Genomic DNA, 23,469 nt, shown 5'->3' with positions numbered 1-23,469 from the left:
ATACCATTTTAACGTGGCTACCTAGCCACGTTTTTTTCTATCGTAAACTAAAAAAATTTAACTTAACAAGGAGAGAATGCGATTATGAATGCTGACCCTGAGAGTCAGTCGCTGTTAGCGCAGATTTTATTATTGATCGTTTTGACATTGATCAATGCTTTTTTAGCTGCTTCAGAGATTGCGGTTGTGTCTATCAATAAAAACCGGGTTGAACAAAAAGCTGAAGAAGGAGATACAAAATCACAAAAACTTTTGAAAATATTGCAAGACCCTACCAACTTTTTATCTACGATTCAAGTTGGGATTACGTTGGTCAACATTTTATCTGGTGCTTCTTTGGCCAATACGTTGTCTGAGAAACTTGCTCCAGTGCTAGGTGGTAGTGCGGCAGCAAAAAATCTTGCTAGTGTGATTGTTTTAGCGATTTTAACTTATGTATCGATTGTTTTTGGTGAGCTTTATCCAAAACGAATCGCTTTGAATAAATCTGAAGAAGTTGCACAATTAACTTCTGGTTTTATCCGAGCAATTGGTGTGGTAGCAAAACCTTTCGTGTGGTTGTTGTCTGCCTCAACTAGTTTGTTAGCCCGAATCACTCCGATGACATTTGACGATGAGGACTCAAAGATGACTCGAGACGAAATGCGTTACATGTTGGAAACAGAAGGTGTCTTGGATAATGAAGAACTAGAAATGTTGCAAGGTGTTTTTTCTTTAGATACGAAAGTTGCGCGAGAAGTGATGGTACCTCGAACGGATGCTTTTATGATCGACATCAATGATTCCGTTGAAGATAATATCAATGAAGTTTTATCCGAAAACTATTCTCGAATACCTGTCTATAACGAAGATAAGGATAAAGTAATCGGGATTCTTCATACGAAAAACTTATTAAAAGCTGCTCACAAATTTGGCTTTGCTAATTTAGAAATTCGTAAAATCATGCAAGAACCATTGTTTGTTCCTGAAACAATTTTTATTGATGATTTGTTGTATGAATTGAAGAAAACACAAAATCAAATGGCCATTTTGCTTGACGAGTATGGTGGTGTAGTAGGTTTAGCAACTTTAGAAGATTTGCTAGAAGAAATCGTTGGTGAAATCGACGATGAATCTGATGAAGTTGAAAGCCTTTATGAAAAAGTAGCAGAACATGAATATATCATTCAAGGACGGATGCTGATCGACGAATTCAATGAAGCGTTTGACACAGATCTTCATATGAGCGATGTCGACACGATGGCTGGTTACTTGATTACAGCATTAGGATTGATTCCTGATGAAGGCGAAAAGCTTTCGTTTGATGTTGATAACGTGACATTGATTTCAGAAGAAATGGAAGGATCAAGAATTTTAAAAATTCGTGTCCAATTCCATGATCCAGAAGAAGTCGAAGTCGAGCCAGAAGAGGAACGTCGTTATTTTAGAAAAGAGTTCGAAGACGACGAACTTAGAAGATAAAACGAAGAGAAGCTGTGATGAAAATCATAGCTTCTTTTTTGAATTTATCCACTCACTGACTGTTTCATTCAAGAAATACATGATATACTAATCTAGTTGTAAGACGAGACTATTAGGTATTCGCGGAAACAGTAAATAAATGATGAAGAAATGGAGTTAATCTATGAACAAGGAATTAAAACAACAAGTTGATAATCGCCGCACATTTGCGATTATTTCCCATCCGGATGCGGGGAAAACAACGATTACTGAACAATTACTTTTGTTTGGTGGTGCAATTCGCCAAGCCGGTACGGTTAAAGGAAAAAAAACAGGGAATTTTGCTAAATCTGACTGGATGGAAATCGAAAAACAACGTGGGATCTCAGTTACCAGTTCAGTGATGCAATTGGATTACAAAGGAAAACGCGTCAATATTTTGGACACACCTGGACACGAAGACTTCTCTGAAGATACTTATCGAACATTGATGGCTGTCGACAGTGCAGTGATGGTGATTGATAGCGCGAAGGGGATCGAAGCACAAACGAAAAAATTATTTAAAGTTGTCAAAAAACGCGGTATCCCGATTTTTACTTTCATCAATAAACTAGATCGTGATGGTCGCGAACCACTTGAATTACTTGAAGAACTCGAAGAATTATTGGATATCGAGTCTTACCCAATGAACTGGCCAATTGGTATGGGAAAAGGGTTGGAAGGCTTATATGATATTTACCATAATCGTGTGGAATTTTACCGTCCTGAAAACTATAACGATGAACGTTTAGTTGAACTAGATGAAGATGGCTTGTTGCCTGACAATCATCCATTAACTCAAAATTCAATTTACTCACAAGTATTGGAAGAGGTTGAGTTAGTCAAAGAAGCCGGCGATGCTTTTAATGCGGAAAAAATTGCACGAGGTGAGCAAACACCTGTCTTCTTTGGTTCAGCGCTAACGAATTTTGGGGTGCAAACTTTCTTGGAAACTTTTGTAGACTTAGCGCCATCACCACATGGACATAAAACCCGGGATGAGCAAGTCATTAGTCCTTACGAAGAAGAATTTTCAGGTTTTGTCTTTAAAATTCAAGCAAATATGAATCCTGCACATCGTGACAGAATTGCCTTTGTGCGAATCTGTTCAGGAACATTTGAGCGCGGAATGGACGTTTCTTTGGAACGTACAAGCAAAAAATTGAAATTAAGTAATGTGACTCAATTTATGGCAGATGCTCGTGAAAATGTCGAAAATGCAGTTGCAGGTGATATTATTGGGGTCTATGATACCGGAAATTACCAAATTGGTGATACTTTATATGAAGGAAAATTAAAAGTTGCTTATGAAGAATTGCCTTCATTTACACCAGAATTGTTTATGAAAGTCACAGCAAAAAATGTGATGAAACAAAAATCTTTCCATAAAGGAATCCAACAATTGGTTCAAGAAGGTGCAATTCAGTTGTATAAAACTTATTTGACTGAAGAATACATTATTGGTGCTGTAGGACAACTCCAATTTGAAGTTTTCCAATACCGAATGATGAATGAATACAATTCAGAAGTCATTATGACGCCAATGGGGAATAAAATCGCGCGTTGGATCAATCCAGAAGACCTAGACGAAAAGATGAGTTCAAGTCGAAATATCTTAGCTCGTGACCGTTTCGATCAACCACTCTTCTTGTTTGAAAATCAATTCGCCATGCGCTGGTTTAGCGACAAGTATCCGGATGTTGAATTGAAAAGTTTGCTCTAAAAAGATTGCTCGTGAATCAGCTGTAAAAAATAAAAATCGTACACTTACAAAAGCTCTTTTTTGTCAAAATTTGATGGAAAAGGGCTTTTTTTGTTTGGAATGATCGAAACATTCCTATGCTATAATAAAGTACAGGATTAAGTATAAAAGAAATGGATTTTGATTGATTACATAGAAGAAAAAATGATGTGAGGAGGGCCCAGACATGTTTCGAAAAATAGATCAAATTCTTAAGAAATCACCATTTTATAGGATGATTGCAGTGGTTAGTTTAGTTGCAATAGGCGAAAGTTTTTTTAAATTTATTCAATCATCGCTTCCTATTTAGTAACATGCAAACAACCTATACGTTTCTATTTCTCTATGGGGCAATGTTGCTTCTTTCAAAGCTGTCTTTGCCTAAGTGGTTACTATTCATCTTGGTTTATTTGATTTTTTTTACTATTGCTAGCGTTGAAATGTTTCTTGATCATAGTTATGTTGACTACACTTCCTTTATTGTTGTTGGTGGAGTCACTCTGTTGGTTGCAACAATTGTAACAATCGGTGGGGTGGAAATCAAAAGGCGAGGGTATCATTAATACAAATGCTTGAGAAAACACTTGATGAATTAATAGAAAGAAATAACTAGCTAAAAGATAAAACAATAGCACAGAAGAGCCTATTTTTGATGGGCTTTTTTTGTGTAATTGAAAAAGTCAAAAGGAATATTTTTCTAAAAATAGTAAGAAAACTGAACAGGTAAAAAACAAGTATATCTCATGCTTCAACTTTTTTTGTTGACGACTAAATGAAATTTTAGTATCATCAATATGAACATTGTTCATGTTAGAGGAGGAAGAGTAATGAATAATGCTGTTAGCTCAAAAGAAGAACTGATTAGCTATTGTAAAGAAATTGTGAAAGAGCAAGGGATTCAGGCGGTTAATATCCGTTCTTTAGCCAAAAAAAGCGGTATCTCTGTTGGGGCTGTTTATAATTATTTTCCTTCAAAAAGTCATTTGCTATCTGCAACAATTGGAAGTATTTGGGCAGAAATCTTTCATTTGTCTGAAACATCTTTCGACTTTAACAACTTTCTTGACTGCTTAGCAGCTTTGCTAAGAAGCATCGAAAAAGGAAAAGAACTATATCCTAATTTTTTTACGGCGCATGCGTTAGTTATGCCTGCGGAAGATCAAGCAATGGGTTCAGAATTGATGGAAACTTATTGGAACCACATCAAGCAAGGAATGCTCAAGGCGTTACAAAAAGATTCACAAGTTCGAGAAAGTGTGTTTAATCAACAATTATCAATGGAAGAATATGTCGATTATATATTTGAGCTATTCTTGTACACAATAATTAGCGAAAAAAAACATGAAAATTTATTGCAACTCGTCCGTAACTCAATCTATTAGTAAAAATTTTAAAGCAAAATGAACATTGTTCACAAGGAGTGCTTATGGTAAAAAAAATCCAGTTATTATTAATTGCAAGTTTGGTTTGGCTGTTTGCAGGTTTTAATGTCATAAAGATTGGAATAGATGCATATCAAAATTATGTTGGAATATTGAACATATTTCTATCCATTTTCATTTTTTTACTCTTTTGGTTCATGGTATTTGGACCTTTGACAAAAAAACATACACAAAGAATCAGTGAACTTAACGAAGAAAAACAGTTCTTTTTAAAGTTTTTTGATGGCAAATCATTTAGTATCATGGCAATCATGATTCTTGGAGGTTTTAGTATTCGAAAGTTTCAACTATTACCTGAACAATTTATCGCCATTTTTTACAGTGGTCTAGGGTCTGCATTGTTTTTAGCAGGCATCGTTTTTGGGTATAACTACTTTAATTCAAATAGAAAGTGAGCGGAAAATATGAAAAAAGTGATGAATACAGCTATTGTTTATTTTGTTCTGGCAATGATTAGTGGCGTTTTTTATCGAGAAGCCACCAAGTTAAATGATTTTACGGGGCAGACGGTTTTGGCAGTTGTCCATACTCATTTATTTGCTTTAGGAACAGGACTCTTTTTATTGATAGCAGTTCTTTTTAAGGTGACACGCTTAGAAGAAAATAAACGATATAAAAAGTTTTATATACTGTATAACTTATCTTTTCCTTTGATGATTGTAATGATGGTTGTTAGAGGGCTAATCCAAATCCAACAACAAACGATTTCTACTGGTGTGGATGCCATGATTTCTGGGATTGCGGGTTTATCGCATATTGGAGTCACAGTGGCATTGTTGATGGTGTTATTAGCAATAAAAAAAGAAATGCTTAATGAAATGTAGGAAGAAGGAGAAGTGTAGATGTCAACTTTATTGATTGCAGCAATTAGTTGCATGGTTTTAGCTTTAACGTTTTATACAATTGGAGTATTTGCCGAAAGAAAAAAAGGTTTATTGTTGAACTGGCATGCATTGGTTTTCTGGTGTGGTTTTGTCTTTGATACTGCTGGAACAACGATCATGAGTAAAATTTCTGGTCGTGGTTTTACATTTAATTTGCACAGCGTAACGGGATTAGTTGCGTTACTATTAATGGCTTTTCATGCAATTTGGGCAACAATTATTTTGATTAAAAAAGACGACAAAGCCAAACAGACATTTCATCAATTTAGTTTATTTGTCTGGATTGCATGGCTAGTTCCTTTCGTTCTAGGGATTTTCATTGGCATGAATCAGTAGGAATTTTTGTCTAAAAAGTTTAAAAATAAAAAACAGTTTTAGAGGGTGAGATAAAACAAAATCTCATCCTCTTTTTCATCTCATTCTGAGAGTATAGTCCACATTTTAAGTTAGCAGGCGACAAATAGAACCGTTTTTTGTTATGATTTTATCAAGAATAAATTTCAGGGAGTGAGTGACAATGGCAAGACCGAAGACGAAGACTGATCTGATGTTCCTTGCAGAGGAACAATTTGTTGCGTTGATGGAGTTGGTAAATACGTTGACTGATGAGGAACAGAAGGCACCATTTACCTTTGATGAGGCGTTTTTGACCAAGAAAAAAGAAAAACACTGGCGTCGAGATAAAAATGTCCGAGATGTTTTCATTCATTTATATGAATGGCATCAATTACTTTTAACTTGGGTGAAAGAAAATCAAGCTGGTCAAGAAATTTCATTTCTGCCGTCACCTTATAACTGGCGAACATATGGAGAAATGAATGAAGTATTTGTTGAAAAGCACCAAACTACTTCTCTGGAGCAAGCAAAAAAATTGTTGGAGCAGAGCCATCACGAAGTAATGACTGTGATCAATTCTTTTACAAATGAAGAACTATTTGAAAAAAATCAACTAAGCTGGACGGGGCATTCGACGTTAGGCAGTTATTGTGTATCTTCGACTTCCAGTCACTATGAGTGGGCAATAAAAAAAATCAAGCAACAAATCAAAAGCAAAAAATAAACTTGCTATACAAAGAAACTAAGCTGTTTTACTCCATTCATGTTATGAAAAATTGACTAAAGATGTCTAGCTAAAATCAAGTATAGTCACGGACAAAAGGATAACCTGTTAATGAAGTTAGGAGGAAAAGATGATTCAAAACTTAAACAAACTAATCGATTATATCGAAGAAAACTTAACAGGTGAACTTTCATTGACTGAAATTGCTCAACAAATGGGCATTTCTGACTATCATCTAAAGCGAACTTTTTCATTTGTTGCTGGTATGACTTTAACGGAATATGTTAAAAATCGAAGACTGGCATTAGCAAATCAAGACTTGATTTCAGGAAAAAAAGTTACCGAAGTCGCATTTAGCTATGGATATCAGACAGTTGAAGGTTTTTCAAGAGCTTTTCGAGAGTGGAGTGGATACCTACCTTCAGAGATTAGAAAAATAGGAATTCAAAAATCTTTTCCTAAACTTTCATTTTATATTGAAGTAAGAGGAGGAATTTCAATGGAATTCAAAATTGAAAAAAAAGCGCCATTTCGACTAGTAGGTGTGTCGAAGCGTGTACCAATCCAATTTGAGGGAGCAAATCAAAGAATTGTTGAACTGGCACAATCCATTACCGAAAAACAACGGGAAGAAATGCATCAATTAGGTGACTTATATCCTCACCAAGTAGTAAATGCTTCTTATCATTTTGATGAGGGAAGATTAGCAGAAACGGGAAGCTTAACCCATATGATTGGTTTTTTAACTAGTAAAGAAAATATTTTTAGTGATTTGGAACAGATAACTGTTCCAGAACATACATGGGCTATTTTTCCTAACCGTGGAAAGTTTCCTGAAGTGTTACAAGAAACACTGGCACTGATTTTCTCTGAATGGTTACCTTCATCAGAATACCAATTAGTAGAGGCACCGGAAATTTCTTTTACTAGTTGGACAAAAGATCAAGAAAATTTGGCTAGTGAAATCTGGTTAGCTGTTACTAAAAAAGAAGGAATAACTGATGAAAGTTAAACTGATTTTAGAAAGTCGATAGATTACAAGGACGAGATAATTGTGTTTTGTTCTACGAGGCTGGGAGGAATTTAACTCCCAGCTTTTTTGTGATTGGTGCTAAACGGATGAAAAAGTACATACAAAAGTTTCTTAAGTTTTCCCGCTACGAGTATTTTTACGTTACTTGCGAAAAATAAATTTTTAAATAAAAAAAATATTCTTTTTTGCGTATATAAACTTAAAAAAGGAAAGCGAGGTGGGAAACGATGGAGACAGAATGGCAAAAACGAGAACGAAAATTGAGAAAAAAAGCGGAGATGCTAAGACTGTGCCGACTATTGGATATTGAAGACTGGGATCAAAATCAAGCAATCAGTAGTGAAATCAAAAAAATAGTTAGCGGAGTGACTCGAAAACCAGAAGTTAACAATAAAAATGTCATGAAGACCCAAAAAGAACAAAGAATCAGAGAAATAAAAAAATTAAGCAACGAACTAAGTGTCGCAAGAAGCAATGAGAACAACTAACTAAAATAGTTTACTAGCTACTGTATATATATGTACAGGTACGTATGGCTGTATGCAGTGTAGTATAGAAAAAACATGATTATCTCAATATTAAGAAAGACAAAAATAAAATAAGCCTGACCAACAAGAATTGATGAACAATTCTTGTTGGTCAGGCTTATTTTTAATTATATGCTAATTCTTGTCCTAGTGGTTGTTTTGGAATAGAAATTTCAACCATACCTTCAAGTTCAATAACTGTGATATCTTCTTTACGATAGTCTGCGTCATGGAGTTTCTTCAAGAAGTATTTTTGCACTTCTTGAATTTCATTTTGGCGGATATTTCGCTTATGATTCACTAGCAAAATCTCATTGTGTTCAGGTGCTTCAGTATAGACAACTGTGGTATTTCCCATGCTATAAACTTTGACCATATGTGCGTCAGTATTTTCTAATTGATTTAATACAAGGCGTGAATGGCTATTCGTCACGTTTACTAATTTCATGGCGCTCACCTCTCTTCTTTACGCATAAGTACATAAGTAACAGAATTATTTACCTAATTATAATTTTTTTCTCATAAAATGAACAGTAATTTGCATTGTCTTTTAAAAAAAACTAAGGAGAGAAAGAAAAGCCGAACTTTCTATAAAATTTGTAAAACAAATTGAAGAAAGCACGACTTATCTTTTTGATTCACACTGCGAATAGTTGTTAGTTGTCAATTATTCCACAGCTTCAGATTTTGATTCTTTTGCCAAACGTTCAGGTTTTGATGTAATAACGATTCGGTTTTCTTTATCTAGTTTTGCTTTCAAATCATGGATTGTTGGATGATCTAGATAGAATTCCGCAATCCCGTCTTCAATTTGTTCTTGGATTGTTCGACGAAGTGGACGTGCGCCCATTGATGGATCATATCCTAAATCAACTAATTTTTCTTTGACATTTTCAGGTACTTCAATATGAAGTTGTTGAGGTGCCAACATTTCATTCACGTCATTCAACATTAAAGTAACGATGGACATTAAATCTTCTTTTGACAAAGCGCTGAATTCAATGATGCCATCAAAACGGTTCAAGAATTCTGGTGTGAAATAGTTGTTTAATTGATTCAAAACAGAGCGAGTAACGCCTTCTCTCGCTGCACCGAAACCAACATTTGCTTCAACTTTACCTGTACCAGCATTACTTGTCATAATGATGATCGTATCTTTGAAGCTGACTGTCCGACCTTGCGCATCTGTTAAACGACCATCATCCAAAATTTGCAAGAACATGTGCAAGACATCTGGATGTGCCTTTTCAACTTCATCAAGCAAGATTAGGCTATACGGATTACGTCGTACTTTTTCAGTTAATTGACCAGCTTCTTCATAACCAACATAGCCAGGAGGGGAACCAATCAATTTTGACACGCTGTGTTTTTCCATGTATTCAGACATGTCGAAACGAATCATTGAGTCTTCGGAACCAAATAACTCGAAAGCTAATTGTTTAGCAAGTTCTGTTTTCCCGACGCCAGTAGGTCCAACAAATAAGAATGAACCAATTGGGCGATCTTTTTTGCTTAATCCAACGCGGTTACGGCGGATGGCTTTGGCAACGCGTTCCACGGCGTTGTCTTGACCAATTACGTGCGCTTTCAAATCAGTTGCAAGATTTTTAAGCTGTGTTTGTTCTTTTTCTTTCAATTCACCAACAGGAATACCTGTGCGTTGTTCAACAATTTGTTCCATATCTTTTTCTGTGATGACTGGTGTTTCTTCATCGGTGATTTGTTTTTCCTTCATTTTTTGAAGTTTATTGATTTGGTCACGATAATAGGCTGCTTTTTCAAAGTCTTCTTCGTTAGAAGCCTGCGTTTTTTGTGTTTCAGCTTCTTGCAGTTTTTTATCAATCGTTTTTGGATCAACGATTTGGATCGTCAAATTTTTCTTTGAACCAGTTTCATCTAATAAATCAATTGCTTTATCAGGTAAAAAGCGGTCTTGGATGTAACGGTTAGACAGGACAGCTGCAGCTTTGATTGCTTCATCTGTATATTTCACATGATGGTAGTCCTCATAACGTTTTTGTAGACCTTTTAAAATACTAATTGTTTCATCGACAGTTGGCTCATCGACACGGACTGGCTGCATCCGACGTTCAAGAGCAGCATCTTTTTCAATAATTCGGTATTCGTTCAAAGTAGTAGCACCAACCATTTGAAGTTCACCACGAGCTAAAGCTGGTTTTAAGATATTTCCGGCGTCCATGTTTCCATCACCCGCAGCACCTGCACCAACGATTTCATGAACTTCATCAATGAATAAGATGACATTTTCTGCTTGTGTGATTTCTTCAATCAGTTTTTGCATCCGTTCTTCAAACTGACCACGAATCCCAGTTCCTTGAACTAAAGAAACAACATCTAGACGAATGACTTCTTTATCCATCAATTTTTGTGGAACATCGCCATCAACGATTTTTTGTGCCAAACCCTCAACGACTGCTGTTTTACCAACACCAGGTTCACCAATTAAAACAGGATTGTTTTTTGTTCGGCGGTTGAGGATTTCAACCACACGTTTGATTTCTTCATCACGACCGATAACTGGGTCGATATCACCTTGACGAGCTTGTTCAGTGATATTAATGCCATACTCACCAAGCAAACCTTCAGTATTTCCTTGTGGTGGTTGTCCACCGTTAAAGTTATTACCGCCACCGAATTGAGTAGGTGGTGTTTGTTCATAACCATTTCCTTGTTGTTGCATTTGATTAGACATTGAACGGAATAGATCGTCAAGACTACCAAATCCAAATGGATCATTTTGGGCCATATTTGTCAGACCTCCATTTTTTTGATTTTTCATTTTTTGATAACAGCTCTGGCAATAATCTAATTGCGCTCGATGTCCGTTAACTGTTGCGTATAAATGAATCGTTGCTTCATTTTTGCCACAATTTTGACAAAGCATGTGTTGTTCACGTCCTTTCACAAAATGGGTTGCATCTTTATTTTACAACGCATATTTCAAGAGGTAAAAAGAAAACCCTTATCTTTCTTCCATCATTCGTTAGTTGAGAAGGTAAAAAAAGCCTATTGACCATTTCTGACCTTTGAACTTATTATACTAAAAAAAAGAAGAGAATCAACTATTTTAACTCGAATCAATTTTGATTTTAAAATAGCGTAATAAAGGCGCATCTAATAGAAAGAATGTCTTAGACTACATAACAAAGCCTTGTACTTTTTCTTAAGGAAGAGAGAAGAAAAAAATTTGTGTGATTTGTCCAAAAAAGAAGATAAAATAATAGAAGTTTATTGAAAACGGAATCAACGAATGAATGCGAAAGGATAAATCCAATAACGAAAAGAAAAGGAGTTTAAATAAAATACTTTTCATTGAATTTGAATGAAAACTGTTGTATCTGTCGACAAAAAATGGTAATCTTTACAAATGAAAGGGTAAAGCTTTATTAGAAATCTTCTGGATTGCTAAAAAAGAAAACCCTCACATAAAAACAACACTCACTTAAAGGAGACCGATCAATATGGAAAAGAAAGAATTTCACGTAGTAGCAGAAACTGGGATCCACGCACGTCCAGCTACATTATTAGTACAAACAGCAAGCAAATTTAACTCTGATGTAAACTTAGAGTATAAAGGTAAATCAGTAAACTTGAAATCTATCATGGGCGTTATGTCTTTAGGTGTAGGTCAAGGTTCTGACGTTACAATTACAGCTGAAGGTGCTGACGAAGCAGACGCTATGGCAGCTATCGTAGAAACAATGAAGAAAGAAGGCTTATCTGAATAATGGTTGAAATGCTAAAAGGGATTGCCGCTAGTGACGGTGTAGCCGTTGCAAAAGCTTACCTGCTAGTTCAACCGGATTTATCATTCAGTAAGACAACAGTAGAAGATACAGCTGCTGAAGAAACTCGTTTAGATGCTGCATTATTAAAATCTACTGAAGAATTGCAACAAATTCGTGAAAAAGCAGCGCAAAGCTTAGGTGAAGCAGAAGCGCAAGTATTTGATGCTCATTTGATGGTTCTATCAGACCCAGAAATGATTGGTCAAATCAAGCAAAATATTAAAGATAACAGTGTGAATGCTGAATCAGCTCTTAAAGAAGTAACTGATATGTATATTGGCATGTTTGAAGCTATGGATGACAACGCTTATATGCAAGAACGTGCTGCTGACATTCGTGACGTTGCAAAACGTATTTTAGCGCATCTATTAGGTGTGAACTTGCCAAATCCTTCAATGATTAACGAAGAAGTTGTCGTTGTTGCTCATGATTTGACACCAAGTGACACAGCTCAATTAGATCGTACATTTGTTAAAGCTTTTGTGACAGATATTGGCGGACGCACTTCTCACTCTGCAATTATGGCTCGTTCTTTAGAAATTCCAGCAATCGTTGGAACAAAAGAAATCACTGCTAAAGTAAAAGAAGGTCAAATGTTAGCTGTTAATGGTATTGAAGGTGATGTAATCATCGAACCAACAGAAGAACAAAAGGCTGAATTTATTAAAGCAGGAGAATCTTACGCTGCACAAAAAGCAGAATGGGAAAAATTAAAAAATGCTGAAACAGTTACGGCTGATGGCAAGCATTTTGAATTAGCCGCAAATATTGGAACACCAAAAGATTTAGTTGGTGTTCATAACAACGGCGGAGAAGCTGTTGGTCTTTATCGTACAGAATTTTTATACATGGATTCTCCGGACTTCCCTACAGAAGATGACCAATATAAAGCTTACAAAGCTGTCCTAGAAGGTATGGAAGGTAAACCTGTTGTTGTTCGTACAATGGACATCGGTGGGGACAAAGAATTGCCTTACTTACAATTACCACACGAAATGAACCCATTCTTGGGTTACCGTGCACTACGTATCAGCTTGTCTGAACAAGGTGATGACATGTTCCGCACACAAATGCGTGCATTGTTACGTGCCTCTGTTCATGGTAACTTGCGTATCATGTTCCCAATGGTAGCTACTTTGAAAGAATTCCGTGCAGCAAAAGGAATCTTTGAAGATGAAAAACAAAAATTAATTAATGAAGGCGTGGAAGTATCTGATACAATCCAAGTCGGAATTATGATTGAAATTCCTGCCGCAGCTGTCATTGCTGACAAGTTTGCTAAGGAAGTTGACTTCTTCTCAGTAGGTACAAACGACTTGATCCAATATACTATGGCTGCTGACCGTATGAATGAACGTGTTTCATATCTATATCAACCTTACAATCCATCAATCTTACGTCTAATTAAAAACGTGATTGACGCAGCACATGCTGAAGGCAAATGGGCTGGAATGTGTGGAGAAATGGCTGGGGATCAAACAGCTGTGCCTCTATTAGTTGGTATGGGCTTAGATGAGTTCTCAATGAGCGCAACATCTATTCTTAAAACACGTAGCTTGATGAAACGTTTAGATACAACGAAAATGGCTGAACTTGCAGATCGCGCATTGAAAGATTGCGATACAATGGAAGAAGTCGTTGAACTTGTAAATGAATACGTAAAATAAGCTTGACTATTGAGTGTTAGAAATTTTGCTAGCTTTAGCGAGATTTCTAACACTTTTTTTATTTTCTCGTAACATGTTTAGTTTTTTCAATTGAATCGCTTACTTTTTAAGTTGTTGAAAAATAGGGCTTAAGTTTGAGTGACAGTTTCTTGGCTATGTTATACTATATAGGAGAAGGGGGACGTAAGGTGAAAGTATTATTATATTTTGAAAGTGAAAAAATACTTGCAAAATCTGGGATTGGGCGTGCGCTTGATCATCAAAAGCGTGCTTTGTCAGATGTGGGGATTCCTTATACATTAGATACCAACGACGACTATGATATTTTGCACATTAATACTTATGGTATCAATAGTCATAATATGGTTAACAAAGCGCGAAGAGATGGCAAGAAAGTTGTTTATCATGCACATTCGACAGAAGAAGACTTTCGCAATTCGTTTATTGGCTCTAACCAATTATCTCCTGTCGTCAAAAAATATCTGGTGAGTTTGTATCAAAAGGCAGATTATTTGATTACGCCTACACCATATTCTAAAAAGTTATTAGAAAGCTACGGAATCGAAGTACCTATTCGTGCAATTTCCAATGGAATTGATTTAGATAAATACCAACCTGATCTTACGAAAGAACAAAGATTTAGAGAATATTTCAATTTGTCTTCAGATCAAAAAGTAGTGATTTGTGTTGGCTTGTTTTTTGAACGAAAGGGAATCATTGACTTCGTTGAAATTGCTAGAGAAATGCCTGAGTACACATTTGTTTGGTTTGGTCATGTACCGATGTACTCGATTCCTAAAAATATTCGAAAAATCGTTAAAGAAGACCATCCGGAAAATGTCATATTCCCTGGTTACATTCGTGGAGATGTCATTGAGGGTGCTTATTCAGGTGCAGATTTGTTTTTCTTTCCTTCATACGAAGAAACTGAAGGAATCGTTGTTTTAGAGGCGCTAGCAAGTCGACAAAATGTCTTAGTTAGAGATATTCCAGTGTATGAAGGCTGGTTAAAAGATGGCGAAAACTGTTATATGGGACGAACGAATCAAGAATTTATTGAAAAAATCAGACAAATAACTGAAAAAGAGGTTCCAAGTTTGGTGCAAGCTGGTTATCAAACAGCCGAAGAACGTAGCATCGAACGAATTGGGCGAGAACTTCAAGAAGTTTATGAAATGGTGTTAGAGGAACAAGAAGCACCTTTAGAGGTAAGAAAAAGTAAATCAATGAAAAGGTAGTTTGGAGGCAAAAAAACATGAAAGTTGGCTTTTTTACCGATACCTATTTTCCGCAAGTTAGCGGGGTTTCTACATCAATCAAGACATTAAAAGATGAACTTGAAAAAAATGGTCATGAAGTCTATATTTTCACTACAACAGATCCGAATGCGGATAAATTAGAAAAAGATGTTATTAGGATGCCAAGTGTTCCGTTTGTTTCTTTCAAAGATCGGCGAATCGTTGTAAGAGGCATGTGGTATGCTTATTTAGTTGCCAAGGAGCTGGAGCTAGATTTGATTCATACACATACCGAATTTGGAGCGGGGATTCTGGGGAAAATGGTAGCCAAGAAATTGAAAATTCCAGTTATTCATACTTACCATACAATGTATGAGGATTATCTTCATTATATTGCAAATGGTAAGGTGATCAGACAGTCACACGTCAAATATTTTTCGCGTATTTTTGCTAACCATACGACAGGAGTGGTTTGTCCAAGTGAACGAGTGATTGACACGTTACGTGGGTATGGTGTAGTTGCACCGTTGCGAGTGATTCCAACGGGGATTGATATCGAGAAGTTTAAGCGATCAGATATTACCACTCAGGAAATCAGCGCCTTACGTACGTCATTAGGAATGACTGATGACCAATTGATGGTGCTTTCGCTTAGTCGGCTCTCTTATGAGAAAAACATTCAAGCAATTATTCAAGGTTTTCCAGAAGTCATTGCATCTTATCCAAATGCGCGCTTAGTGATTGTTGGAAAAGGACCTTATATGGAAGAATTACAAGAGTTAATAGAAGAATTAGATTTACAAGAAGTCGTTCAGTTTACTGGTGAAGTTGATAACAATGCAGTTGCTCTGTATTATAAAGCAGCAGATTATTTTGTCAGCGCGTCCACTTCCGAAACACAAGGGTTAACATATACAGAAGCTATGGCTGCTGGTACACCGTGTGTGGTTGAAGGTAACGCTTATTTAAATCGCCTATTTGATCACGCATCATTAGGAAAAACATTTGAAACAGATCAAGATTTTGCACAAGCACTTATTCAATATATAACAGATGAGATTCCTCGTGATGAAGCAGTTTTAGCTGCGAAGCTTTATGAAATTTCGTCTACTCATTTTGGTGAAGCAATGATTGAATTTTATCAAGACATGATTGTTTATCATGAAGAGGAAACGCGCAGAAAAGAAGAAGAAGCTTCCATCGAGCGAATTAAAATTAAATTAAATTCATTTAAACGATAAATAAAGCAATTTATTCTTAAAAAACCTTGATTCTAGCGTATACTAGAGTCAAGGTTTTTTTTAGGAGGTTGAAGGATGAAACTCGGATTTATTGGAACAGGAGTAATGGGTAGCTCAATTGTTGAACACTTATTACGAGCAGGATACGAAGTGGTCGTTTATAATCGAACAAAAGCAAAAGCAGATCCTTTAGTTGCTAAGGGAGCTGTTTGGGCAGAGACACCACAACTAGTTGCTAGACAAAGCGAAGTGATTTTTACAATGGTTGGATACCCAACAGACGTTGAAGAAATCTATTATGGGCAAAATGGGGTTTTTTCAGCAGATGTTTCGGGGAAAATTGTAGTTGACTTAACAACCAGTACGCCAACTTTGGCAGAAAAAATTGCTCAGACAGCTTCTGAAAAGGGAGCAGCTGCGTTGGATGCGCCAGTTTCTGGTGGCGACTTAGGAGCAAAGAACGCGACATTAACCATTATGGTTGGTGGACAATCAGATGTCTACGAAAAAGTTTTACCAATTTTTAGAGAGTTTGGCTCAACTTTTACATTACATGGTGATGCAGGAAAAGGTCAGCATACAAAAATGGCCAACCAAATCATGATTGCTGGTACAATGACAGGGATGACCGAAATGTTAGCTTACGCACAAAAAAATCAACTTGATTTGAAAAAGGTGATTGAAACGCTTTCTGGTGGTAGTGCAGCAAACTGGTCTTTGAGCAATTATGCGCCACGTATTTTACGCGAAGACTACTCTCCCGGATTTTTTGTTAAACATTTTATCAAAGATTTAAAAATTGCTTTAGATGAAGCTGAAAACCAATCACTTGAACTACCAGCTACAAAACAAGCACTTATCTTGTACGAACAGTTGGCTGGTAAAGGGTTTGAAAATGATGGGACACAAGCGTTGATTAAACTTTGGTGGCCGAATGGAAATGTTCCAGAAAAAAAATCATAAAAAACTGGTTTTTTTCGCGAAAATCAATGCAAGACAGCCATGACTTTGATACAATATAACAGAAATAAGAAAAGGAGGACCTCCTATGACACATTCACAATTAGTCGCAATTATTAAACGACTGGAGGCTATGGTCGAATCAGCAGACAACGAGTTGCAAGTTCGTCGCTTTGAAAAAGAAGGCGTTGAAAAATGTACAGTAACTTATGATAAAGCAACTACTACATTTGAATTAACTGAAACAGATACACACCAACAATACGAGTTTGATAATATTGATATCGTTGCGATGGAAATCTACGACTTAATCCAATAAGTTTTGCTCATTTAGCGTAAGCTTGTAAACAACATAAAAAGACCGAGATGATTATTCGTCTTGGTCTTTTTATGTTGTTCTGTTTGAGTGGCTATTAAGAGACGCTCGTAGGTTATTTATTGTGACTGTTCTTTGCTAAGCTTGCGTTGATAGCTGAGTAAAATTTGAACAGGATCAACTTCAGCCTTTGTTAGCTGTTGTTTTTTTGCTAAAGTATCATTTCCAACAGCAAAATGAAAATTAGGTGGGGTGTTACCAGCTATTTTAGTTGTCGCTACTAATTGACCATAGCAAATCAAATAATATTTTGTCAATTCTTGATCTGCTGCAACGGGTAAAGACAAAATGAGACGAGGTGTTTGCAAAAAGGTCTTTTGGTTTTGGATTTGCTGGATGAAGTAAGTCATTAACTCAATTTCACTTTGAATACTACTTGCACGTTCGAAATTGAGAAGTTCAATAAAGTGTTCTTGTCGTTGTTTAAGATAAGTTAAAACTTTTTTATTTCGACCTTTTAAAAGACCTTCAATTTCTTTTTTCTTTTGTTGAAAGGACAACTGAGCGATTGTTGGAAGTTGTGTTCGCAAAGCTAATAAACTAATTTCTTTCAGCCAAGGCATTTGGTAAGTCTCTTCTAAAATACGTAAGATAGTAGGTATTTTTTTGTAGGAACGAAAAGGACCGAAGCTTTGAGCAGTCGGCTCATCTGACAGGATAAAACCAGTATCAGTTAATTGAAGATAATTGTAATTGGTAAAATAGTTCATCTGTCGATTATAGAATGGATGATAGTGTTGAATCAATTCACATTCTAAAAGCAATGCATCTAATTCGGTATCTACCACCACAAAATCAAAATCGACAATTGTATGTACCATTCGTAGCACTTTAGTTGAATGTTGTTTGTTTTGCTGAAAGTAACTACTCACACGATTTTTTAATTGCTTGGCTTTACCAACATAAATCACTGAGCCATGTTTATCTTTCATTAAATAAACCCCGGGAAGAAGAGGCAAATGTTTCGCTTTTTCTTTAAGCATAATTACTCCTTTTATCTTTCAATCAAAAGAACTATATCAAATTTGAAAAAAACAAACAAGAAAACTTGTTTTTTTAGAAAACTACTGGACAAAAAAGCTTTGATAATCAAAATATTTTTTTGGAATGAATTTTTAATCTATCTTTGTTAAATATTTGTTTTATCAGCATTTATAAATGAATTTTTTCTTAAAATAAACTGAGAATCGAAAAAAGTTGTTGATTATGGTTGATTTTTGAAAAAAGTTAAGATATAGTTTGAACATCAAAAGATTTGATAATCAAACTAATTAGTGGATGGTGGAACATGGAACCAGATTTGAAAACAGTTAATGATTATCTCGTAAGTGTGTTCAATGATATTTTGACGATCGAAGAGTCTGAGTTGAAAAAATCACAATTCAACGATCTATCAATTACTGAGATGCATACGATCGAGGCAATCGGGATGTATAAGAAAAAAACAACTTCAGAAGTAGCAAAGGAGTTATCGATCACTGTTGGGACCTTGACCACTGCCATCAACAAATTAGTGAAAAAAGGGTATGTTGAGCGTATTCGCAGTGAAGATGATCGGCGTGTGGTGAAACTGGGCTTGACGAAAAAAGGAAAGCTATTGTATCGCGTACATCAACATTTTCATCGAGAAATGGTCAAAAACATTCTGGATGGAATGGGCGACCAAGAACAACATGCTTTGCTAAATGCACTGAAAAACTTGCATGATTTCTTGCGAGAGTATAAGTGAGGAACGTTAATGGAACAATTTGGAACAATTACGGCAACTGCAAGTGTACTTCCTGAAAGAATCGTGACTAACGATGAGCTTTCACAAATGATGGAAACATCAGATGAATGGATTCGTTCACGAACTGGGATTAGAGAAAGACGTTGTGTAACAAATCAAACAACATCAGATCTTTGTTTCCTAGTTGCGCAAAAATTACTAGAAAAGCAAAAAATCCAACCAGAAGAACTGGATTTCATCGTAGTTGCTACGATTTCTCCGGATTATGCAATGCCGTCAGTGGCTGCGCAAGTCCAAGGTCGATTGGGCGCAACCAAAGCAATTGCTTTTGATTTGAGTGCTGCTTGTACTGGTTTTGTGTATGCACTAAGTATTGCTGAAAAACTGATTCGCTGTGGCTCGAAAAAAGGGCTTGTCATTGGTGGAGAAACGTTGTCTAAGTTACTTGACTGGACAGACCGCTCTACAGCTGTTTTATTCGGTGATGGAGCAGGTGGTGTGTTATTAGAAGCTGGCGCAACACAAAAATTATTAGTGGAGCATTTAGCAACGGATGGTACACGAGGTTCTTCGTTAACAGCAGGATATCATGAAAATAAAAGTCCATTTTATTCTGAAAAGTCAGAAGGTTCTTACTATTTGCAAATGGTTGGACGTGATATTTTTGACTTTGCAGTCCGAGATGTCGCGAAAAATCTAAAAGAAATAACGCAAGAAAATTCAGTTGATTATCTACTTTTGCATCAAGCAAATCAACGAATTATTGAAAAAATTGCTCGGAAGGTCAAAATTCCACAAGAGCAGTTTCTAGCAAACATGGATAAGTATGGTAATACTTCTGCTGCAAGTATTCCTATTTTATTAGACGAGGCGGTTTCCGCTGGAACGCTTCAATTAGGCAGTAATCAAAAAGTGGTATTTACAGGTTATGGCGGAGGTTTAACATGGGGAAGTATCCTCATGGAGCTATAAACTGATAAATGATAAAAATAAAACTATAAAATTGTAAACAATATCGGAGGAATATATCGTATGGTATTCGAAAAAATTCAAGAAATTATTGCAGAAGAATTAGGTAAAGAAACAGAAGAAATTAAATTAACAACAGATATTCAAGAAGATTTAGAAGCTGATAGCTTGGACTTATTCCAAATCATCAACGAAATCGAAGATGAATTCGATGTGAAAATTGAAACAGAAGATGGCATTAAAACTGTACAAGATTTAGTTACTTACGTTGAAAAACAAACTGCATAATCATGTAATAAGGTTGGGGGCTGGGACATTTCCGATGTGAAATGTCTTAGCCTTTTTGAATAAATGGATACTTAGTCGTCTATCCTAAACTATTGGAGAATATAATGAAAACAGCATTTTTATTTAGTGGGCAAGGCGCTCAATACCAAGGCATGGGTCAAGATTTATACCATGAACCCGTAGTAAAACAAACATTTGATGAAGCAAGCCAAATTCTTGGTTATGACATGGCAGAATTGTGTTTTACTGAAAATCAGCAACTAGATCAGACCACTTACACACAACCGGCGATTTTAACGGTAAGTGTTGCCTATCATCGCTTATTACAAGAACAAGGAATTACTCCGGACGCAGCATTAGGGCTTAGCTTAGGAGAATATTCAGCATTGGTTGCGAGCGAAGCGCTATCGTTTGAAGAAGCAGTAGCATTAGTGGCTAAACGCGGTGCTTATATGACTGAGGCTGCGCCAACCGGAAGTGGCAAAATGGTCGCTGTGATGAATACACCGATTGAATTGATTGAAGCTTGTTGTCAGGAAGCAAGTCAGTTTGGCATTGTTTCACCTGCAAATTACAATACACCACAGCAAATCGTTATTGGTGGGGAAGTGACAGCTGTTGATGCGGCGATGACTTTGTTACAAGAACAAGGCGCCAAACGAATGATTCCATTAAATGTTAGTGGACCATTTCATACAGCCATCCTAGCGCCAGCAGCGCAAAAGCTAGCGAAGGAATTAAAAACAATCTCATTTAACGAACCAAGGATCCCAGTGATTAGCAATACAACCACTGAGGTTATGACAAAAGAAGCAATTCCAAACTTATTAGAGCGTCAAGTGATGTCTCCTGTTCGTTTTTATGAAAGTATTGAAAAATTAAAATCATTGGGAATTGACCAAATGATTGAAGTCGGACCAGGGAAAGTCTTGAGTGGTTTCATGAAAAAAATCGATAAAACGATTCCTGTTTACCGTGTTGAGAATCAACAAACATTTGAAGAAACTTATCAACGATTATCGGGGAGGTAATTATGGACGTTAGAGGAAAAAACGTTTTTGTCACAGGAAGTACGAGAGGTATCGGGGAAGCAATTGCAATTGCGTTTGCTAAAGCGGGTGCCAATGTTGTCTTAAATGGTCGCAGCGCGATTTCTTCAGAAAAATTGGCTGAAATTTCAGCTTTAGGTGTTACCTGCATTGGGGTATCTGGTGATATCGCAGATTTTACTAAAGCAGGTGAAATGATCAGGGAAGCGCAGGAGCAGCTAGGTTCTGTTGATATTTTAGTCAATAACGCTGGAATCACAAATGACAAATTATTACTTCGGATGGACGCTGAAGACTTCAAAAAATGTTTGGATATCAATTTGACTGGTACATTCAACATGACCCAACATGTTCTAAAACAAATGATGAAAAAACGTGAAGGTGCAATCATCAATTTGGCAAGTGTTTCTGGTTTAATCGGGAATGTCGGACAAGCAAACTATGCAGCCAGTAAAGCCGGAGTTGTTGGCTTAACCAAATCAGTTGCTAGAGAAGTAGCGACGCGTGGAATCACATGTAACGCCATTGCGCCGGGCTTTATTGCAACAGACATGACGGATGTTCTATCAGAAAAAGTAAAAGAACAAGTCACAAAACAAATTCCATTGCAGCGCTTTGGTAACGTGGAAGATATTGCCAAGACTGCAGTTTTCTTAGCAGAAAATGCGTACATCACAGGTCAAGTGATCAATGTTGATGGCGGTTTGGTCATGCACGGATAATAGAAAGGAAGATGATTGATGAATCGAGTAGTAATTACAGGCTATGGTGTTACTTCGCCAATCGGAAACGATGGAGATAGCTTTTTAGATAGTTTAAAAAACGGAACGAATGGAATTGCACCAATTACGAAATTTGATGCAACTGAAACAGGGATTACGCTAGCTGGTGAAGTAAAAGATTTCCCTTATGATAAATATTTTATTAAAAAAGATAGCAAACGTATGGATATGTTTTCAATTTATGGAATCTATGCTGCTCTTGAAGCAATTGAAATGAGTGGATTAGAAAAAGAAAAAATTGATCAAGATCGTTTCGGTGTTATCGTTGGTTCAGGAATTGGTGGTTTACCAACAATTGAAAATCAAGTAATTCGCTTGCATGAAAAAGGCGCTAAACGAGTATCACCAATGTTTGTTCCTATGTCGATTGCCAACATGGCTGCTGGGAATATTGCTTTACGAGTAGGTGCTAAAGGCATTTGTACATCAATCGTTACAGCTTGTGCTAGTGGAACGAACTCCATTGGTGAAGCTTACCGTAACATTAAACATGGTTATTCAGATGTTATCCTAGCTGGCGGAACAGAAGCAACGATTTGTGAAATGGGAATCGCAGGTTTTGCTGCGTTGACAGCTTTATCAACTGCTACAGATCCAGACCGTGGTTCTATTCCATTCGATGAAGAACGTAATGGTTTTGTTATGGGAGAAGGCGCTGGAATCTTAGTGATCGAGTCCTTAGAACATGCAAAAGCACGCGGTGCGAAAATCTATGGTGAAATCGTAGGTTATGGATCAAATTGTGATGCATATCATATGACAGCACCAACGCCAGACGGATCAGGAGCTTCAAAAGCAATGAAATTGGCGATGGACGAAGCAGGCATCCAACCAGAAGAAGTGGGCTATATCAATGCGCATGGAACAAGCACACCTGCAAATGACCAAGCAGAAGCAAAAGCAATTCAGCTAGCACTTGGTGAAAACTTCCGAGACACTTATGTTAGCAGTACAAAATCAATGACAGGACATTTACTAGGTGCTGCTGGGGGAATCGAGGCTTTAGCAACATTATTAGCGTTAGAGCACCAATTTGTACCACCAACTATCAACGTAGTAAATCAAGATCCAGAAATTGATTTAACAGTCGTAAAAAATGAGAGCAAACCTGCTGAACTTACTTATGCCATGAGTAACTCACTAGGCTTTGGCGGACACAATGCGGTCCTTTGCATGAAACGCTGGGAGGAATAAG

General features: G+C 36.6%; 25 protein-coding genes. 22 read left to right on the top strand and 3 right to left on the bottom strand.

What is annotated here, in order from left to right; translation table 11 throughout:
• The first annotated feature begins 84 nt into the window (after window positions 1–84).
• The 10 genes from IGJ66_RS08255 to IGJ66_RS08210 all read left to right on the top strand — a co-directional run bounded on the left by IGJ66_RS08255 (window position 85) and on the right by IGJ66_RS08210 (window position 8,127).
• The gene (locus IGJ66_RS08255) at window positions 85–1,461 is read left to right on the top strand and encodes a hemolysin family protein (RefSeq protein ID WP_067480803.1); all 1,377 of its coding nucleotides are present in this window, start codon (window positions 85–87) and stop codon (window positions 1,459–1,461) included.
• A gap of 163 nt (window positions 1,462–1,624) precedes the next feature.
• On the top strand, window positions 1,625–3,202 hold the full coding sequence (locus IGJ66_RS08250) for a peptide chain release factor 3 (RefSeq protein WP_067480807.1): 1,578 nt from the start codon (window positions 1,625–1,627) through the stop codon (window positions 3,200–3,202).
• 419 nt (window positions 3,203–3,621) lie between these two features.
• The gene (locus IGJ66_RS08245; RefSeq protein WP_430616488.1) at window positions 3,622–3,783 is read left to right on the top strand and encodes a hypothetical protein; all 162 of its coding nucleotides are present in this window, start codon (window positions 3,622–3,624) and stop codon (window positions 3,781–3,783) included.
• A 264-nt stretch (window positions 3,784–4,047) separates the two neighbouring features.
• On the top strand, window positions 4,048–4,602 hold the full coding sequence (locus IGJ66_RS08240; protein ID WP_075491212.1) for a TetR/AcrR family transcriptional regulator: 555 nt from the start codon (window positions 4,048–4,050) through the stop codon (window positions 4,600–4,602).
• Window positions 4,603–4,646: 44 nt separating this feature from the next.
• Window positions 4,647–5,057, top strand: a complete 411-nt coding sequence (locus IGJ66_RS08235; RefSeq protein ID WP_067480816.1) for a hypothetical protein — start codon at window positions 4,647–4,649, stop codon at window positions 5,055–5,057.
• A gap of 9 nt (window positions 5,058–5,066) precedes the next feature.
• Complete coding sequence (locus IGJ66_RS08230) at window positions 5,067–5,486, top strand: DUF2871 domain-containing protein (protein ID WP_071868238.1); 420 nt, start codon at window positions 5,067–5,069, stop codon at window positions 5,484–5,486.
• Between the two features lie 18 nt (window positions 5,487–5,504).
• Entirely contained in the window at window positions 5,505–5,882 is a 378-nt protein-coding gene (locus IGJ66_RS08225) for an HsmA family protein (RefSeq protein ID WP_067480822.1), read from the top strand.
• A gap of 181 nt (window positions 5,883–6,063) precedes the next feature.
• A complete protein-coding gene (locus tag IGJ66_RS08220; protein WP_067480825.1) occupies window positions 6,064–6,606 on the top strand; it encodes a ClbS/DfsB family four-helix bundle protein in 543 nt (180 codons plus the stop codon).
• A 130-nt stretch (window positions 6,607–6,736) separates the two neighbouring features.
• The gene (locus IGJ66_RS08215; RefSeq protein WP_430616487.1) at window positions 6,737–7,618 is read left to right on the top strand and encodes an AraC family transcriptional regulator; all 882 of its coding nucleotides are present in this window, start codon (window positions 6,737–6,739) and stop codon (window positions 7,616–7,618) included.
• A 248-nt stretch (window positions 7,619–7,866) separates the two neighbouring features.
• A complete protein-coding gene (locus tag IGJ66_RS08210) occupies window positions 7,867–8,127 on the top strand; it encodes a hypothetical protein (RefSeq protein ID WP_067480831.1) in 261 nt (86 codons plus the stop codon).
• Between the two features lie 163 nt (window positions 8,128–8,290).
• On the opposite strand, the gene IGJ66_RS08205 is transcribed toward IGJ66_RS08210, so the two are convergent.
• Together IGJ66_RS08205 and IGJ66_RS08200 are read right to left on the bottom strand one after the other, a co-directional pair.
• Window positions 8,291–8,614 carry a DUF1827 family protein gene (locus tag IGJ66_RS08205; RefSeq protein ID WP_067480834.1) on the bottom strand — a complete coding sequence of 108 codons (324 nt, stop codon included), beginning with the start codon at window positions 8,612–8,614 and terminating at the stop codon, window positions 8,291–8,293.
• A 219-nt stretch (window positions 8,615–8,833) separates the two neighbouring features.
• Window positions 8,834–11,071, bottom strand: a complete 2,238-nt coding sequence (locus IGJ66_RS08200; RefSeq protein ID WP_067480837.1) for an ATP-dependent Clp protease ATP-binding subunit — start codon at window positions 11,069–11,071, stop codon at window positions 8,834–8,836.
• Between the two features lie 577 nt (window positions 11,072–11,648).
• Here IGJ66_RS08200 and IGJ66_RS08195 point away from each other — a divergent pair.
• From IGJ66_RS08195 to IGJ66_RS08170, 6 genes are all read left to right on the top strand, one after another.
• A complete protein-coding gene (locus IGJ66_RS08195) occupies window positions 11,649–11,915 on the top strand; it encodes a phosphocarrier protein HPr (protein ID WP_002287602.1) in 267 nt (88 codons plus the stop codon).
• Complete coding sequence (ptsP, locus tag IGJ66_RS08190) at window positions 11,915–13,642, top strand: phosphoenolpyruvate--protein phosphotransferase (protein ID WP_067480840.1); 1,728 nt, start codon at window positions 11,915–11,917, stop codon at window positions 13,640–13,642. Before IGJ66_RS08195 ends, ptsP begins: the two co-directional genes overlap by 1 nt.
• A gap of 188 nt (window positions 13,643–13,830) precedes the next feature.
• A complete protein-coding gene (locus IGJ66_RS08185; RefSeq protein ID WP_218657871.1) occupies window positions 13,831–14,880 on the top strand; it encodes a glycosyltransferase in 1,050 nt (349 codons plus the stop codon).
• Window positions 14,881–14,897: 17 nt separating this feature from the next.
• Window positions 14,898–16,121: a glycosyltransferase family 4 protein gene (locus tag IGJ66_RS08180; protein ID WP_067480843.1), complete on the top strand. Its 1,224-nt coding sequence runs from the start codon at window positions 14,898–14,900 to the stop codon at window positions 16,119–16,121.
• A 75-nt stretch (window positions 16,122–16,196) separates the two neighbouring features.
• Entirely contained in the window at window positions 16,197–17,084 is an 888-nt protein-coding gene (locus IGJ66_RS08175) for an NAD(P)-dependent oxidoreductase (RefSeq protein WP_086270811.1), read from the top strand.
• An 85-nt stretch (window positions 17,085–17,169) separates the two neighbouring features.
• Window positions 17,170–17,400, top strand: coding sequence for a YkuJ family protein (locus IGJ66_RS08170; protein ID WP_067480849.1), 231 nt, complete (start codon window positions 17,170–17,172; stop codon window positions 17,398–17,400).
• Window positions 17,401–17,516: 116 nt separating this feature from the next.
• Here the strand turns inward: IGJ66_RS08170 and IGJ66_RS08165 are convergent, their stop codons facing one another.
• Window positions 17,517–18,440: a GIY-YIG nuclease family protein gene (locus IGJ66_RS08165; RefSeq protein ID WP_430616486.1), complete on the bottom strand. Its 924-nt coding sequence runs from the start codon at window positions 18,438–18,440 to the stop codon at window positions 17,517–17,519.
• A gap of 305 nt (window positions 18,441–18,745) precedes the next feature.
• Here IGJ66_RS08165 and fabT point away from each other — a divergent pair, with 305 nt between their 5' ends.
• The 6 genes from fabT to fabF all read left to right on the top strand — a co-directional run bounded on the left by fabT (window position 18,746) and on the right by fabF (window position 23,468).
• Entirely contained in the window at window positions 18,746–19,186 is a 441-nt protein-coding gene (gene fabT, locus IGJ66_RS08160; RefSeq protein ID WP_067480856.1) for a fatty acid biosynthesis transcriptional regulator FabT, read from the top strand.
• Window positions 19,187–19,195: 9 nt separating this feature from the next.
• Entirely contained in the window at window positions 19,196–20,158 is a 963-nt protein-coding gene (locus IGJ66_RS08155; protein ID WP_067480860.1) for a beta-ketoacyl-ACP synthase III, read from the top strand.
• Between the two features lie 60 nt (window positions 20,159–20,218).
• Window positions 20,219–20,443 carry an acyl carrier protein gene (locus IGJ66_RS08150; RefSeq protein WP_002287614.1) on the top strand — a complete coding sequence of 75 codons (225 nt, stop codon included), beginning with the start codon at window positions 20,219–20,221 and terminating at the stop codon, window positions 20,441–20,443.
• A 104-nt stretch (window positions 20,444–20,547) separates the two neighbouring features.
• Window positions 20,548–21,474, top strand: coding sequence for an ACP S-malonyltransferase (gene fabD, locus IGJ66_RS08145; RefSeq protein ID WP_095803723.1), 927 nt, complete (start codon window positions 20,548–20,550; stop codon window positions 21,472–21,474).
• A gap of 2 nt (window positions 21,475–21,476) precedes the next feature.
• The gene (fabG, locus tag IGJ66_RS08140; protein WP_271026800.1) at window positions 21,477–22,214 is read left to right on the top strand and encodes a 3-oxoacyl-[acyl-carrier-protein] reductase; all 738 of its coding nucleotides are present in this window, start codon (window positions 21,477–21,479) and stop codon (window positions 22,212–22,214) included.
• Window positions 22,215–22,232: 18 nt separating this feature from the next.
• Window positions 22,233–23,468, top strand: a complete 1,236-nt coding sequence (gene fabF / locus IGJ66_RS08135) for a beta-ketoacyl-ACP synthase II (protein WP_067480871.1) — start codon at window positions 22,233–22,235, stop codon at window positions 23,466–23,468.
• The last annotated feature ends 1 nt before the right edge of the window (window position 23,469 follow it).

The organism is Enterococcus sp. DIV0176 (genome assembly GCF_050528535.1).
GTDB lineage: Bacteria > Bacillota > Bacilli > Lactobacillales > Enterococcaceae > Enterococcus_B > Enterococcus_B thailandicus.
Note: the sequence above shows the minus strand (reverse complement) of the source record. Positions and strands in the feature narration are given on the sequence as shown.

Coding starts and splice junctions, on each gene's coding strand:
- IGJ66_RS08255 (WP_067480803.1), top strand. CDS start 85: ATGAATGCTGACCCTGAGAGTCAGTCGCTGTTAGCGCAGATTTTATTA.
- IGJ66_RS08250 (WP_067480807.1), top strand. CDS start 1,625: ATGAACAAGGAATTAAAACAACAAGTTGATAATCGCCGCACATTTGCG.
- IGJ66_RS08240 (WP_075491212.1), top strand. CDS start 4,048: ATGAATAATGCTGTTAGCTCAAAAGAAGAACTGATTAGCTATTGTAAA.
- IGJ66_RS08235 (WP_067480816.1), top strand. CDS start 4,647: ATGGTAAAAAAAATCCAGTTATTATTAATTGCAAGTTTGGTTTGGCTG.
- IGJ66_RS08230 (WP_071868238.1), top strand. CDS start 5,067: ATGAAAAAAGTGATGAATACAGCTATTGTTTATTTTGTTCTGGCAATG.
- IGJ66_RS08225 (WP_067480822.1), top strand. CDS start 5,505: ATGTCAACTTTATTGATTGCAGCAATTAGTTGCATGGTTTTAGCTTTA.
- IGJ66_RS08220 (WP_067480825.1), top strand. CDS start 6,064: ATGGCAAGACCGAAGACGAAGACTGATCTGATGTTCCTTGCAGAGGAA.
- IGJ66_RS08215 (WP_430616487.1), top strand. CDS start 6,737: ATGATTCAAAACTTAAACAAACTAATCGATTATATCGAAGAAAACTTA.
- IGJ66_RS08210 (WP_067480831.1), top strand. CDS start 7,867: ATGGAGACAGAATGGCAAAAACGAGAACGAAAATTGAGAAAAAAAGCG.
- IGJ66_RS08205 (WP_067480834.1), bottom strand. CDS start 8,614: ATGAAATTAGTAAACGTGACGAATAGCCATTCACGCCTTGTATTAAAT.
- IGJ66_RS08200 (WP_067480837.1), bottom strand. CDS start 11,071: ATGCTTTGTCAAAATTGTGGCAAAAATGAAGCAACGATTCATTTATAC.
- IGJ66_RS08195 (WP_002287602.1), top strand. CDS start 11,649: ATGGAAAAGAAAGAATTTCACGTAGTAGCAGAAACTGGGATCCACGCA.
- ptsP (WP_067480840.1), top strand. CDS start 11,915: ATGGTTGAAATGCTAAAAGGGATTGCCGCTAGTGACGGTGTAGCCGTT.
- IGJ66_RS08180 (WP_067480843.1), top strand. CDS start 14,898: ATGAAAGTTGGCTTTTTTACCGATACCTATTTTCCGCAAGTTAGCGGG.
- IGJ66_RS08175 (WP_086270811.1), top strand. CDS start 16,197: ATGAAACTCGGATTTATTGGAACAGGAGTAATGGGTAGCTCAATTGTT.
- IGJ66_RS08170 (WP_067480849.1), top strand. CDS start 17,170: ATGACACATTCACAATTAGTCGCAATTATTAAACGACTGGAGGCTATG.
- IGJ66_RS08165 (WP_430616486.1), bottom strand. CDS start 18,440: ATGCTTAAAGAAAAAGCGAAACATTTGCCTCTTCTTCCCGGGGTTTAT.
- fabT (WP_067480856.1), top strand. CDS start 18,746: ATGGAACCAGATTTGAAAACAGTTAATGATTATCTCGTAAGTGTGTTC.
- IGJ66_RS08155 (WP_067480860.1), top strand. CDS start 19,196: ATGGAACAATTTGGAACAATTACGGCAACTGCAAGTGTACTTCCTGAA.
- IGJ66_RS08150 (WP_002287614.1), top strand. CDS start 20,219: ATGGTATTCGAAAAAATTCAAGAAATTATTGCAGAAGAATTAGGTAAA.
- fabD (WP_095803723.1), top strand. CDS start 20,548: ATGAAAACAGCATTTTTATTTAGTGGGCAAGGCGCTCAATACCAAGGC.
- fabG (WP_271026800.1), top strand. CDS start 21,477: ATGGACGTTAGAGGAAAAAACGTTTTTGTCACAGGAAGTACGAGAGGT.
- fabF (WP_067480871.1), top strand. CDS start 22,233: ATGAATCGAGTAGTAATTACAGGCTATGGTGTTACTTCGCCAATCGGA.